The organism is Actinoplanes sp. NBC_00393 (assembly GCF_036053395.1).
GTDB lineage: Bacteria > Actinomycetota > Actinomycetes > Mycobacteriales > Micromonosporaceae > Actinoplanes.
This window is the reverse complement of the sequence record NZ_CP107942.1, coordinates 2,743,967-2,755,866: the sequence shown is the minus strand read 5'-3', so window position 1 is coordinate 2,755,866 and position 11,900 is coordinate 2,743,967. Positions and strand designations below refer to the sequence as shown.

General features: G+C 70.5%; 14 protein-coding genes. 10 read left to right on the top strand and 4 right to left on the bottom strand.

Annotated features, from left to right (window positions below; genetic code table 11):
- Positions 1–81 precede the first annotated feature (81 nt).
- The gene (locus tag OHA21_RS12745; protein ID WP_328473532.1) at positions 82–624 is read left to right on the top strand and encodes an ATP-binding protein; all 543 of its coding nucleotides are present in this window, start codon (positions 82–84) and stop codon (positions 622–624) included.
- Positions 625–703: 79 nt separating this feature from the next.
- Here the strand turns inward: OHA21_RS12745 and OHA21_RS12740 are convergent, their stop codons facing one another.
- Positions 704–1,483, bottom strand: a complete 780-nt coding sequence (locus OHA21_RS12740) for a hypothetical protein (protein WP_328473530.1) — start codon at positions 1,481–1,483, stop codon at positions 704–706.
- Positions 1,484–1,779: 296 nt separating this feature from the next.
- Between OHA21_RS12740 and OHA21_RS12735 the strand changes: the two genes are divergently transcribed.
- The 3 genes from OHA21_RS12735 (at position 1,780) to OHA21_RS12725 (ending at position 5,879) form a co-directional block, all read left to right on the top strand.
- Positions 1,780–3,426, top strand: a complete 1,647-nt coding sequence (locus tag OHA21_RS12735) for a tetratricopeptide repeat protein (RefSeq protein ID WP_328473528.1) — start codon at positions 1,780–1,782, stop codon at positions 3,424–3,426.
- Positions 3,423–4,460 carry a hypothetical protein gene (locus OHA21_RS12730; protein ID WP_328473526.1) on the top strand — a complete coding sequence of 346 codons (1,038 nt, stop codon included), beginning with the start codon at positions 3,423–3,425 and terminating at the stop codon, positions 4,458–4,460. Before OHA21_RS12735 ends, OHA21_RS12730 begins: the two co-directional genes overlap by 4 nt.
- Before the next feature lie 159 nt (positions 4,461–4,619).
- Positions 4,620–5,879: a carboxypeptidase-like regulatory domain-containing protein gene (locus tag OHA21_RS12725; RefSeq protein ID WP_328473524.1), complete on the top strand. Its 1,260-nt coding sequence runs from the start codon at positions 4,620–4,622 to the stop codon at positions 5,877–5,879.
- Between the two features lie 54 nt (positions 5,880–5,933).
- Here OHA21_RS12725 and OHA21_RS12720 read toward each other — a convergent pair whose 3' ends face one another.
- The gene (locus tag OHA21_RS12720; protein ID WP_328473522.1) at positions 5,934–6,503 is read right to left on the bottom strand and encodes a hypothetical protein; all 570 of its coding nucleotides are present in this window, start codon (positions 6,501–6,503) and stop codon (positions 5,934–5,936) included.
- Between the two features lie 199 nt (positions 6,504–6,702).
- Between OHA21_RS12720 and OHA21_RS12715 the strand changes: the two genes are divergently transcribed.
- The 4 genes from OHA21_RS12715 to OHA21_RS12700 all read left to right on the top strand — a co-directional run bounded on the left by OHA21_RS12715 (position 6,703) and on the right by OHA21_RS12700 (position 9,462).
- Complete coding sequence (locus tag OHA21_RS12715; protein WP_328473520.1) at positions 6,703–7,425, top strand: AraC family transcriptional regulator; 723 nt, start codon at positions 6,703–6,705, stop codon at positions 7,423–7,425.
- Positions 7,426–7,477: 52 nt separating this feature from the next.
- On the top strand, positions 7,478–8,293 hold the full coding sequence (locus OHA21_RS12710) for an alpha/beta fold hydrolase (protein WP_328473517.1): 816 nt from the start codon (positions 7,478–7,480) through the stop codon (positions 8,291–8,293).
- 1 nt (position 8,294) lies between these two features.
- Positions 8,295–8,867 (top strand): dihydrofolate reductase family protein, encoded by a 573-nt coding sequence (locus OHA21_RS12705; protein ID WP_328473515.1) that lies wholly within the window; start codon positions 8,295–8,297, stop codon positions 8,865–8,867.
- 112 nt (positions 8,868–8,979) lie between these two features.
- Positions 8,980–9,462 (top strand): hypothetical protein, encoded by a 483-nt coding sequence (locus OHA21_RS12700; RefSeq protein ID WP_328473513.1) that lies wholly within the window; start codon positions 8,980–8,982, stop codon positions 9,460–9,462.
- Between the two features lie 11 nt (positions 9,463–9,473).
- On the opposite strand, the gene OHA21_RS12695 is transcribed toward OHA21_RS12700, so the two are convergent.
- On the bottom strand, positions 9,474–9,794 hold the full coding sequence (locus OHA21_RS12695; RefSeq protein ID WP_328473511.1) for a hypothetical protein: 321 nt from the start codon (positions 9,792–9,794) through the stop codon (positions 9,474–9,476).
- Positions 9,795–10,168: 374 nt separating this feature from the next.
- Between OHA21_RS12695 and OHA21_RS12690 the strand changes: the two genes are divergently transcribed.
- Both OHA21_RS12690 and OHA21_RS12685 read left to right on the top strand, forming a co-directional pair.
- The gene (locus OHA21_RS12690; protein WP_328473509.1) at positions 10,169–11,110 is read left to right on the top strand and encodes a S66 peptidase family protein; all 942 of its coding nucleotides are present in this window, start codon (positions 10,169–10,171) and stop codon (positions 11,108–11,110) included.
- 24 nt (positions 11,111–11,134) lie between these two features.
- On the top strand, positions 11,135–11,626 hold the full coding sequence (locus OHA21_RS12685; protein ID WP_328473507.1) for a GNAT family N-acetyltransferase: 492 nt from the start codon (positions 11,135–11,137) through the stop codon (positions 11,624–11,626).
- Between the two features lie 59 nt (positions 11,627–11,685).
- Here OHA21_RS12685 and OHA21_RS12680 read toward each other — a convergent pair whose 3' ends face one another.
- Positions 11,686–11,865 carry a hypothetical protein gene (locus OHA21_RS12680; RefSeq protein ID WP_328473505.1) on the bottom strand — a complete coding sequence of 60 codons (180 nt, stop codon included), beginning with the start codon at positions 11,863–11,865 and terminating at the stop codon, positions 11,686–11,688.
- Positions 11,866–11,900: the final 35 nt, after the last annotated feature.

Here is an 11,900-nt window from a genome sequence, read left to right as displayed (position 1 = left end):
TCTTTCTCCGCCCACTCCGTGGACAGCCCTTAACGAAGGGCCGAGGTTAGCCTCGGTGCGTACACCTGCGGCCATGAGCGGATGATGATGAAGCAACCCACCCTGTTCCTGACCGTGGGACTCCCCTGCACCGGCAAGACCACTGCCGCCCGGCGCATCGAGATCGAGCACGACGCGCTTCGTCTCACGAAGGACGAATGGGTGAAGGCTCTCTACGGGCACGAGAATCCGCCGACGGCGAGCGACGTGATCGAGGGACGGCTCATCCAGATCGGGCTGCGCGCCCTCGAGCTGGGCAACAACGTCGTCATCGACTACGGGCTCTGGAGCCGGGACGAGCGATCCGCTCTGCGCCAGGCGGCAGCGGACCGGGGCGCCGCGGTGGAACTGCGCTACTTCGAGCTGCACCCTGCCGAGCAGCGCAGACGACTCGACCAGCGCCAGGCTGCAGCGCCGCACACGACGTGGCCGATGTCCGACGAGGAACTCGCCGAGTGGGCCGCCACCATCGAGATCCCCACGCCGGGCGAGCTCGACGGCAGCGAGCCGATCGACGCCCCACCGCCGGGGTTCGTGACCTGGGACGCGTGGCGCGAACACCGCTGGCCGCCCTCGGTGTCCTGAGGCCCGCCCTTCGCAGCGCAGTGCCCGTCCACGAGCGAACATGCGCGGCCACCCGCGGCCCGGAGGCCGGCCCCCGAGTTCAGCGGATTCGGCCGCCTTCGGTCACCAGCCACTGACCGGTTTCCCAGTCTGATGGGCCGTCGACGCGGAAGCACAGGTCCAGGCGGATTTCGAGGTCAGGCCAGGGCGATTCGACGTAGACCGTACGGAAGATCTCCTCCAGGCCGGGAAGTGCGATGCCGACGGGCGCCGGGAACAGGTTCTCCAGCTCGGTTCGCGTGAATGTCGTCCATAAGGCGAACTGCCAGGTGGTGCACGGACACCAGGGGTCGTACACCAGCTCGAAGCGGGGTTCGCGGCCGACGACGAAGTCACGAATGTCGGTCGCCAGTTCCGCTTCGGTGGACGGGAGGAGGAAGGGCCACTGCTCGCCGGTGGGATAGCGGTACATCGTGGCGGCGGCGGCCAGGGTACGCACGAGGTCCGCCCAATCCGTGGTGGACAGCGAGCGGGCCGGCAGGTTGACACCGGTGTGGTCGACGCGCGTGACGGACCCGGCGATACGCCGTGTCAGGTCGGCCAGCTTCATTCGGTCGCGGTGTGGTGCCGGGCCGCCGCCGCCCGGGAGCCGGATGTCGCCGCAGGCGTCGAAGACGATCTCTGGCGTGGGCACGTCGGCCAGTTGGAAGGTGGTCGCCGGGCGGGCGGCAAGCGGCGCCGGTGGAGTCAAAGTCAGGCTGTCCGGAGAGCCGTTCGAGGCGTAGGTGACGTCGGCGAGGAGTTCCTTGAGGTCGCCGAGGAATTGCTTGGACGACGGTGAGTCAGGTATTCGGAAAACTATTTCCGCCAGTCGGTCCATGTCTGCGAAGGTAACAAATTCGGACCTTGTAGACGCGCTCACATCGGCCCGGGGTCCGCGGGCTGCGCGCGGATGCGGTCATCAAGGTGGGGCGGTGCGGGCACCTCGTACGCTGGCCGTGAGGCCTGCTTGACTCTCGCGGCGCCAACGATGAGCGTCGCGGGAGTGGTGGCGGATGGTCGCGGCCGAGGCGAACGGCCAGCCCGCCGCGATGGCCTGGTTGCGCGGTGCGCCGTTCGGCATGGCGGTGCTGACGGTCGCCGAAGAGGGCGATCCGGAGCTGGCGGAGGGAGTCGATGGCCGAGGACGCAGAGGGGCCGGTGGTCCGGCGGGGGCGTCGTGAGGAAGATCTGGACGTCGCCCAGCCGGCGCATCGGGTGGCGTTCGCCGGGCGCCTGCGCGAGCTGCGGCGGGAGTGCGGCGAGCCGCCGTACCGTGCGCTGAGCCGGCATGCGCACTGCAGCGCGGCCTCGCTGTCCGCGGCGGCCGGCGGCCGGCGCTTCCCGACCTGGGAGACCACCCGGGGGTACGTCACCGGCTGCCTGCGCCACGCCGGCCGAGAGGCCGAGGCCGGCCGGGTGCTGCCCCGGTGGCGCCGCCTGTGGGAGGACGCCGACCTGCAGGAAGAGGTCCTGCGGACCGGTCCCGCGCCGGTCCCGCCCGCAGTTCAGGCTACCGAACCGCGGCGCCGGCGGACCGTGGTGCGGGCGGCGGCCGCGCTGGTCTCGGTGCTGACCCTGCTGGCCACTCTGGTCGCGGCCGACGCGTCGCCGCGTACGCCCGAGCCGATGGCCGGCCTCTACAACATCCTCGTGGTGCCGTTCGACTCGTTGCCCGCCTTGCAGCGCACGGTCACCCGGGAGCTCACCGACTGGGCGGACGCGGACAGCGCGATCGAGACGCGGGTCCCGGACGACGACGAGCACTACGAGTCCTCGCTGAGCCGGCTGGCCGCGGCGCACGGTGCGGACATCGTGCTCACCGGACGGTTGCGCACCGGCGGTGACCAGTGGACGGTGGTGATCGAGTTTCTGCTCACCGACCGGGTCTTCGGCGAGACACCCGAGTTCGTCGGCCGCCACGAGATCAGCATCACCGAGCCGGCCGACGTGATCCGCGGCAATCTCGAACTGAATCAGCAACTGGCGGACGACACGGTCCGCTACGTCAAGGGTGTGGTCTCCTTCGTCCGCGGGTTGGGCCGCTACGCCTTGGACGACTACCCGGGGGCGGAGCGCGAGTTCCGGGTGGCCGACCAAGCGTTGACCGGGACCGGCGCCTCCCGGGCCGAGGTGGTGCTGTTGATGCTCGGCAATGCCATCGGGCGGGAGAACCGGTTCGCCGAGGCCGCTGCGGTCTTCCGGCAGGCCCTGGCGCAGCGACCGGACTATGCGCGCGCCTCGATCGGCCTGGCCGAGGCGCTGCGGGCAGCCGGGTGCGAGCGGGGCGGTGCCGGCGGCGCGCCGCTGCGGGAAGCGATCGGCCACTACCGGTCGGCGCTGTCCAGCCCGGACGGCACCCTGCTGGAGATGAAGGCCCGGCTCGGCCTGGGCCTCGCCCACCAGTGCCGCAGTGTCGTCCAGGCCGCCGGGCAGTGGGCCGAGGCGGATGCCGAGTTCGCCGCCGTCCTGCGGTTGCACGCGGGCGGAGGGCTGACCGCCGGGGCCGGCCGGCAGTCGTTGCGGCTGGCTGCCGAGGCGCGGGCCGGTCAGGCGCTGACCGCCTATCTGACGGAGGGTGGGCCGTCGGCGATGGCAACAGCGGCGCAGGGGTACGAGGAGGCGATCGGAATGCTCGACCGGATCGGCATGACGCGGCCCACCATCCGTGAGCGCAAGCTTGTCTTTCTCCGCAATCTGCGCGACGTGTACGACGCGATGAACGCGCCGGCCGAAGCGCGCGCGGTCGACGAGCAGATCCGCGCCGCCGGGGGCAAACGATGATGTTCTCCCGCCTGCGCGGGCGTGTCATTCTGCCGGCCGCCATTGTGCTCGCCGCTTCCGGTCTCGTGGTCAACCTGGCAAGCGGTTCCGGCGAGCCGCAACCGGATCCGCCGGCCATGGACACCGACGTGGAATCGACGCGGGCTCCGTACCCGGAATCGCCATCCGCCGCGGCGGCCGCTTCCGCGAAGCCGGCGGCGCCGTTCCCGTCCCCCTTTCTGGCCTCGTCCTCGCCCGCGTTCCTGCCCTCGTCCGCGCCTGCGCCCGCCGAAAGGGCCAAGACAACGGCCAAACCAGGTGAGGTACGCCCGAAGCCGCTCGATCCCCATCCTTCGCTCGACGATCTGCTGCGGCAGGGTGGACCCGTCCCGGAGGGGGTCGCCGACCAGATAGCCACCTTCCATGGGGCACAACCCGGGGAATGTCCCATCCCGCCGGTCCCCACCGTCGCGCCGCCCACCACCGAGCCGGCCGTCGCGCCGACACTGTTCACCCCGAAAACGTCGTTCGTCCCGGGCAATTTGATTGTTTGCCTGCGGGGATTCAGCGACTCCGACCCGATAACCCTGGTCGTCACCGGCCCGGACGGGGCCGCCACCACGTTCCGGCTGCTCACCAGCCCGGACCTCAGGTTCGGCGACTCCTTCTTCCTGGGCCTGGGACGCCCGGTCGGCGAATACCGGATCCGGGCGGATCAGGGCCAGATCAGCGTCACCGGCCGGTTCACGGCCGTGCGGCCCCCGGTCCCTGTCGGTTGGGTCAAGCCTGGACTTGTTCCGCCGGGTTCCCGATTCGACTTCGAGTTCGCCGGTTTCCCACCGAACCGGCCGGCCGTGCTCCATCTTTACTCCCGGACCAGGGGCTTCAAGATCCGATACCGGGCGGCATGGCGGCTGCCGGCCGACTCGTCCGGCGAGATCCGCGTCAGCCTGCCGACCAACGCCACGACCGAACTCGGCACCTACTACCTGCACCACCCACCCGCCGGGCCCGACCCGATCAGGCCCCTGGTGCAGTTCACCGTCCAGAGCTGACATTTGTCCACGAAGACGCTTTGAACAAATCGCTGACCTGCGTGAACAAGGCGCTTTGTACACAGCCGCCGAGCGATGGTTCCGCTCGCCGGGACGCCGCGCGACGCTCTTCCCCAGACAGCCGGACCACTGGAACGGCGCTTCTCTGGGGGGAAATCCATGATCTATCGAACATCGGCACGCTGGGGTGCCGGGCTGGTAGCCGCCGCGCTGGCCGTTGTCGGCCTCGCCGCGCCGGGGCACGCCGGGGGCCGCTCGTCGACGCAATCGGGGGTGTCCGGCGCCACCTTGGTGGTCCGGGCGGTCGACGCGGTCACCGGCGCACCGGTGAACGGCTTCTGCGCGACGATGACGGCGATCGCCGGCCACGCCTGCAGCGACGGGTCGGAGGTGACCCTGACCGATCTGGCCGTCGAGCCGGCGTCGGTCATGGTCGCCACTGGTTCGACCAACAACTATCTGTCGCCCGAGGCGATGCCGGTGACGCTGGTCGAAGGGGAGACCACGACGGTGACCGTCCCGCTCACGCTGGGTGGCCGGATCAGCGGGACCGTCGTCGACCGGATCGCCGGACAACCCGTCGTGGACGCTTGCGTCGCGTTGGCGGTTCCCGGCCAGGGCGTTTTCCCGGAGGGCTGCGACCCAACCGACGAGCAGGGGCGGTTCACCACCTACCCGCAGCCGGTCGGCACGTACCAGATGTTCGTCTTCACCCCCGAGGGGTACGGCTACCAGTGGGCCGGTCCTCGCGGCGGCACCGGCGACCAGCGTGCGGCGGCCCGGATCCGGGTTCGGGCGGACCGGGTGACCGAGGCTCCTACCGTGCGGCTGGACCGGTCCGGCACGATCAGCGGCGTGGTCCGCGACCCGGCCGGCGCGCCGGCGCCCGGGGTGAGCGTCGGGATCAGCGCGTGGGGCCTCGGCACCGGCCCGAGCAGTGACGTGGTGACGACCGACGAGCAGGGCGGGTACGTGCTCGACCGGCTCGGGCCGTACTCGTGGCCACTGAATTTCACGCCCAACAACGAGCTGCCCCGCCTGTGGTCGGGCGGCGTGGGCAACCGGTTCCGGGCCGAGACGATCAGAGTACGGGCGGGCGAAACCACCACGTACGACCAGAGGCTGGTGCGCGGCGCCGGGCTGCGTGGGGCGGTGACCGTGCGCGGCGGCACGGCGGACGACAGTTGGACACTCATCGCGGTGAATGCCGTGACCGGCGACGACATGGGCAAAGCGGACTCGGTCGACGACGACGACCGGGCGTACGAGATGCCGCTCGTCGGCGACCAGCAGGTCAAGTTCATATGGTTCACGGGTAGCCGTTCCGGCTGGTGGGACAACGCTACCGACATCACCACGGCGGACCGGGTGCGGGTGCCGAGGTCGAGGTTCGGAACGCAGGACCTGACGATCGGGTGAGCGGTGATCGGCGGGCGGGCGGCGGAACTCTGCGCCGCCCGCCCGCGGCCGGGCTCAGCACCACGCGGTGTCGGCCCAGTTCGTCACCCCCGACGACCTGTCCTTGCAACCGGTCAGCGGCGACTGCAACGGAGAGTACGCCGAGACCGACGAATACCCGCTGGTCAGGAAGTGCCCCTTGGTGCCGGTGTATTGGCAGCCCTCGTTCTGACTGCACAGGCCCTCGCCCCACACGTAACCTCGCGGGTACCAGAACGTCCGGGTCGAGTTGGCGGCGACGGTCATCGAATGGGTGCCCATGTAGGCGGTCCGCGTGGCGTTCCCCCGGATCTGGTCCCACCAGGCCCAGCGCTCCCAGTAGACCTGCACCGTGCGGCTGGTGTTGCCGTAGTTCTGGATCACCAGGCCGGTCCGGGTTCCGCCGGCCGCCGCGCTGCTCCACGAGCAGGCCCAGCCCTTGAGGGAGTACGAGGTCAGGTAGACGGACGGGCCACAGTCACCCGTCGAGTCGAACGGGCCGAACCCGGCACTCTGGTCGGCCATGGCAGGGTTGGCGCCGGGCGCGATCAGGATGCCGGCGATCAGGGCCGTCACGCCGAGGCGGCGCAGCGTACGTGTGAGCATCGCGCTCTCCCATCGATGAGGATTGACGGCTTCACCGTGGCGGCCCGGCCCGTCCCGGACAACAGCCATCTGTCGGCCGACCGGCGCTTTCTGTCCCCTCAGACACTTCACCGGCGATGGCCGGTGGCGAAGGCGCTACGCTCCGCGTGAAGATGGTCTTGGGCGCAGGCGCACGATGATCAGTCCGGGGGGGGTGGGCATGCCGATCGAGAGTGACCATCGCGGGTCGGACTCGCCCTATGTGGCTCGGGTCTGGCGTGGCCGCACCTCCGGGGTGGATCAGATGACGTCGGTCGCCACGTCGACCTGGGAGCTGGTCTTCTGGGAGCAGCAAGGCGTCATGCACGCCGCTGTGCACGGACCGGAGACGACGGCGTCGAGCGCTGCGACGGTGGGTGACTCGGAGTCGTTCGGGATCACGTTCGCGCACGGCGCCTCGATGCCGCATCTTCCGGTCGGCGAGCTCGTCGACGGCGGCCGGGGCAGTCCGCACGTGACCGAGCGGACGTTTCTGCTGCGCGGCGAGCAGTGGCAGATCCCCGACTTCGACGACGCGGAGCTGCTCGTGGAGAAGCTCGTGCGCGCCGGCGTACTGGTCCGGGACCCGCTCGTGGACGAGGTGGTGTGGGGCGGCGCCGCACGGGTCGGGTCGCGGACGGTGCAACGCCGCGTGGTCGCGGCCACCGGACTCACCCAGGGCGCGATCCGTCAGATCGAACGGGCGCGGGAGGCTGCGGTGCTGCTCGGGGCGGGCATCCCCGCCCTGGAGGTCGTGCACCGGCTCGGCTACTACGACCAGCCGCACCTGGCCCGCTCCCTGCAACGGTTCATCGGCCGGACCGCCACGCAACTGCGGGAGCCGGATCCCACCGCCGATCCCCTGTCGCTTCTGTACAAGTCCGAGGGTCCGGCCGGCTCATAGCGTCGTGTGCAAGCGGTGACCGTCACCGCGTACACGATGAAAGGCCACTGCGATGTCAGAAGGCACCGTCACCTCTGCCGACGGCACGACGATCGCCTACACGGCGTGGGGCGCCGGCGACCCGATCGTCATCATCGACGGCGCGACCGCCTATCGCGCCACGAACCCGTTGAACCAGGAGACGGCGGGCCTGCTCGCCGACGAGTTCCTGGTCATCAACTACGACCGGCGCGGTCGCGGCGAGAGCGGCGACACCCTGCCCTACGCCGGCGAGCGCGAGTTCGAGGACCTCCAGGCGATCATCGAGCAGGCCGGCCAGGGGCGCCCGGCGACCGTGTTCGGCTGGTCCTCCGGCGGCAATCTCGCGCTCAACGCCGCCGAGCACGGCGTGCCGATCGCGCGTCTCGCGCTGTTCGAGCCGAACGCGGCCGTCGACGACGCCCGCCCGCCGCTGCCCGGCGACTACGTGGCGCGCCTCGACGCGGCCATCGCCGACGGCCGGCCGGGCGATGCGGTCGCCGTGTTCCTGACCGCCGCGGCCATGGTGCCCGAGGGGGCGGTCGCCGGGATGCGCGAGCAGGACTTCTGGGCCGGGCTCGAGGCGGTCGCCCCGACGATCGCCTACGACGGCCGGCAGGTCGGCGACACCCTCTCCGGCAAGCCGCTGCGCCCCGAGCTGTGGCAGAACATCGGCATCCCGGTCCTGGTGATGCACGGGATCGGCACCTGGCCGGCCCTGGCCGCAGGCTCCCGCGCCATCGCCGCGCACCTGCCCACCTCCACACTCACTCCGGTACCCGGTGAAGACCACTCGACCACCCCCGACGTGCTGGCCGCCGCGCTGCGCGCCTTCATCAAGGAGAACTGACGTGGGGAAGATCGTGCTCACCGAGTTCATCTCCATCGACGGCGTCGTGGAAGCACCCGGCGGGGAGGACTTCAAGTACCCGAACTGGACCTTCGAGTTCGACCGCGGACCCGACGGTGAGCGATACAAGGAGACCGAATCGCTCCGGGCCGCGGCGCTTCTGCTGGGACGCAAGACCTACGAGGGCTTCGCCGAAGCCTGGCCCCAGTACGAGGGCGAGCTTGCCGACAAATACAACACCATGCCCAAGTACGTCGTCTCCCGCACTCTCACCGACCCGAAGTGGGCGGCCACGACCGTGCTGAGCGGCGATCTGGCTCAGGACGTGACCCGGCTCAAGCAGGAGGTCGACGGGGAGATCTCGGTGGCCGGAAGCATCCAGCTCGCCCAGAGCCTGCTCGCCCTCGACCTCGTCGATGAGATCCACCTGATGGCCTCACCGCTGGTCCTCGGCCACGGCCGCCGGCTCTGGGCACAGACGCCGGACAAGACCGCGTGGACGCTCAGCGAAGCAACGGTGTACGGCGACAGCACCCTGCTCACCATCTACCGACGCCGCATCATGCCGACCTGAGGCATCGTGCGCGTCATGATCCCCCTGGAGAGGGAGGCGGTTGGCCCGCCGGAGGGAAGGCGGCCGGCGGTGGCTCGGGCAACGTGGTGCTCATCCGAGGGAAGGAACGACGTTGAACGCCACCGATGCGCGACCGGCCCGCTGGGCGGTTGCGGCCGCCTACGCCGTACCCCTGTGTGTTCTTCCGTCAGCTCTCTGGCGGCTGACCATCGACGTGTCCGGGCTCGACTGGTACATGATCTTCTTGTCCGTGCTGTCCATGGCGCTCGCCCTGCTCACGCTGGGGCTCGTGCAGCCCTGGGGCCGGCGGCTGCCCGGGTGGCTGGGCGGGCGGCCCGTTCCGGCGCGGGCGGCGGCACGGCTGGCGATCACCGGCGGCGTGCTGCTGGTCGTGACCTGCGGGTACTTCTTCCTCAACCAGGCGTTCGACCTGGTCAACCAGGGTTGGAGCCCGAGTGGGATGCAGGACCCGGTCGTGCGCCCACGACCGGGTTGGGACATCATGCGGTTCTATGTCCCGCTGGTCCTGTGGGGGCCGCTGCTGATCGCCGTGGCGCTCGACTACCGCCGGCGCCTCCGCACGGTCGGCAACTGATCGCCGGGCGATCAGGGCCGGCCGGCGCCGGCCGCGGCGACTGCTTCCTCGCGGGTGCCGCCGAAGTGCAACGGGACGAACTGGCCGCTCTCGTCCCGGCCGCATCGGACCAGTACGCCCGCGACCAGCCCGTTGCGCGGTGGATCCCAGGTCACCAGCGGCGAGAACCTGGCGTCCGCGCCGGAAGCCGCCGCCTTGTCAGCGATCTTCTCGGCCGCGACGACTTCGGGCGAGGGCTGGTCCGACATCCAGCCGAAGACCCGGCCCACCCGCACGTCGCTGCCGTCCTGGGTGGCGCACCACAGCGGGTACGCCTGCGCGATGACCGTCACCCTGCCATTCTGGGCAGATCGGAAGGGCGGCCGGCCGCGTTCAACCAGATCCGTTCGCGTTGGCTCAACGCCAACGGCGCGGGCACCGGTCGGAGCGGCGCAGCCGGCCGAGGATGTCTTCCATCGCGTACACGCCCAGCATTCCGGCGAGGCCAGCGACAAGGGGCGTGGCGAGATCCGAGAGCAACGTCTGCATGCCGGTCCAGTCGGCCAGGTCGGGTGCAGCGGGCGGTGCCGGACGGGTGCCGTCGAGGTGACGTTGCCGCCGTAAATGTGTGGCGCGGGCTGACGCGTGTACGGATACTCCCCCGATGACCGAATTCGAGTCCCCTCAGCTCCTTCGGCCTCGTGCGTTGAAGCCGGGAGATCTTGTCGTGATCGCGTCGCTGTCCGGGCCGCTGCCCGCGGATTACGAGCGCAACGTCGAGCAGACGGTGGTCGTGCTGGAGCGGATGGGGTTTCGCGTGCGCCGGTCGCCGCTGCTGGAGGGTGGGCGGCAACGGTGGTGGAGCGCGGCTGCGCCGGCGGAGATCGCTGCGGAGCTCAACGGTCTTCTCCGGGATCCTGAGGTACGCGCGATCGTCGCGAGTGACGGTGGTCAGACGGCGTTCGGCTACCTCGACCTGATCGACTTCGAGGCGGTCAGGGCTGATCCGAAGCCGATCCTCGGCTACAGCGACATCTCCCTGGTGCATCTGGCGTTGTATGCGCGTACCGGTCTGGTGGGGTTTCATGCCGACATGGCCGTGCCCGGCTTCGGTGGCCACTGGCAGGATGCGCCGGCGGCGCGCCGAGCGGAGCTCGAGACGCTCTACTCACGGTTGCTCACCGAAACCGAGGCGATCGGTGCGTTGCCCGCGAGTTCGCCGTGGGAGTGCTGGCGTGCCGGGCGTGCCGAGGGCCGGCTGATCGGTGGGGTGGTCAATCGCATCGCGCTGGTGCAGGCGACGCGGTTCGCGGTGCCGCTCGACTGGTTCGACGGCGCCGTGCTGTTCTGGGAGGAGATCGGCGGCCACACCTCGCACGTGTGGAGCTATCTGCAGGTGATGCGGCACAGCGGCATCCTCGATCGGATCGCCGGCATGGTGGTGGGCGTTCCGCGCGACATCGCCGGCCTCGAGGCGTCCCCGACGCTGTCCGAGATCGTCCTGGATGTGCTCGGCGAGCGCGACATCCCGGTGCTGGGCAACGTCGATTTCGGGCATGCCGGGCCGAATCTGCCGATGCCGGTCGGCATCCGGGTCGGCCTCGATGCGGAGCAGCGGACGTTGTCGCTGCTCGAACCGGCAGTGCGGGCGACAGCATCAATCAACTGAACGCGCGGTGGATACGTTCTACCGGTGCAGATACGCGAAGCTGACGCCCAAGACCTGCCTTTCCTCGAGCTCATCCTGCTGGAGGCCTACAACTGGTCGGAGGAACGCTTCACGCTCGACTGGATCCGCAGCGACGAGAGGGCGCGCCGGTACCTCGAGGGTTTCCCGGCCGACGGCGACCTCGGCCTGGTCGCGCTGATCGACAGCGCCCCCGTCGCCGCGGTGTGGGGCCGGGCCCTGCCCGCTGAGCGGGCCGGCTACGGGTTCGTGGCGCCGGACATTCCCGAACTGACGCTCGGCGTCCTCCCCGCAGCGCGCGGCCGCGGTGTGGGATCGCGCCTGCTGGCTGCCGTGATCGACCTGGCTGAGCAACGCCGACTTCCCGGCCTGAGCCTGAGCGTCGAGGACGGCAACGCCGCGCGCCGCCTGTATGAAAACGCCGGCTTCGAGGTGGTCGGGCGCAGCGGCGGGTCCGACACCATGCTGCTGCAGACAGATGCGGGCGTACGCCCGTAGCGCCGTCAGTTCGACGTCGCGGCGGGGAGCCCGGCGGTTTCGCCACCGACTGGGCCGGCTCATCGGCGGTGCACGCCGAGCCGAACCCCGCCTACCAGGCGATCCGCGACGCCATGGCCGCCCGGGCCGGCAGCGCCCAGTACGGTGACCCGGCCGCCGCCGGGCCGGCGCTGCGGCAGATCGCCGATGCGGACAACCCGCCGCTGCGCGTGCTGTTCGGCAGCCAGCCCCGTCGGCATCGTCAAGCACCTCTACGCCCAGCGTCTGCAGACCT

Coding starts and splice junctions, on each gene's coding strand:
- OHA21_RS12715 (WP_328473520.1), top strand. CDS start 6,703: ATGCCGATCGAGAGTGACCATCGCGGGTCGGACTCGCCCTATGTGGCT.
- OHA21_RS12725 (WP_328473524.1), top strand. CDS start 4,620: ATGATCTATCGAACATCGGCACGCTGGGGTGCCGGGCTGGTAGCCGCC.
- OHA21_RS12720 (WP_328473522.1), bottom strand. CDS start 6,503: ATGCTCACACGTACGCTGCGCCGCCTCGGCGTGACGGCCCTGATCGCC.
- OHA21_RS12740 (WP_328473530.1), bottom strand. CDS start 1,483: ATGGACCGACTGGCGGAAATAGTTTTCCGAATACCTGACTCACCGTCG.
- OHA21_RS12735 (WP_328473528.1), top strand. CDS start 1,780: ATGGCCGAGGACGCAGAGGGGCCGGTGGTCCGGCGGGGGCGTCGTGAG.
- OHA21_RS12710 (WP_328473517.1), top strand. CDS start 7,478: ATGTCAGAAGGCACCGTCACCTCTGCCGACGGCACGACGATCGCCTAC.
- OHA21_RS12730 (WP_328473526.1), top strand. CDS start 3,423: ATGATGTTCTCCCGCCTGCGCGGGCGTGTCATTCTGCCGGCCGCCATT.
- OHA21_RS12680 (WP_328473505.1), bottom strand. CDS start 11,865: ATGCCGACGGGGCTGGCTGCCGAACAGCACGCGCAGCGGCGGGTTGTC.
- OHA21_RS12745 (WP_328473532.1), top strand. CDS start 82: ATGATGATGAAGCAACCCACCCTGTTCCTGACCGTGGGACTCCCCTGC.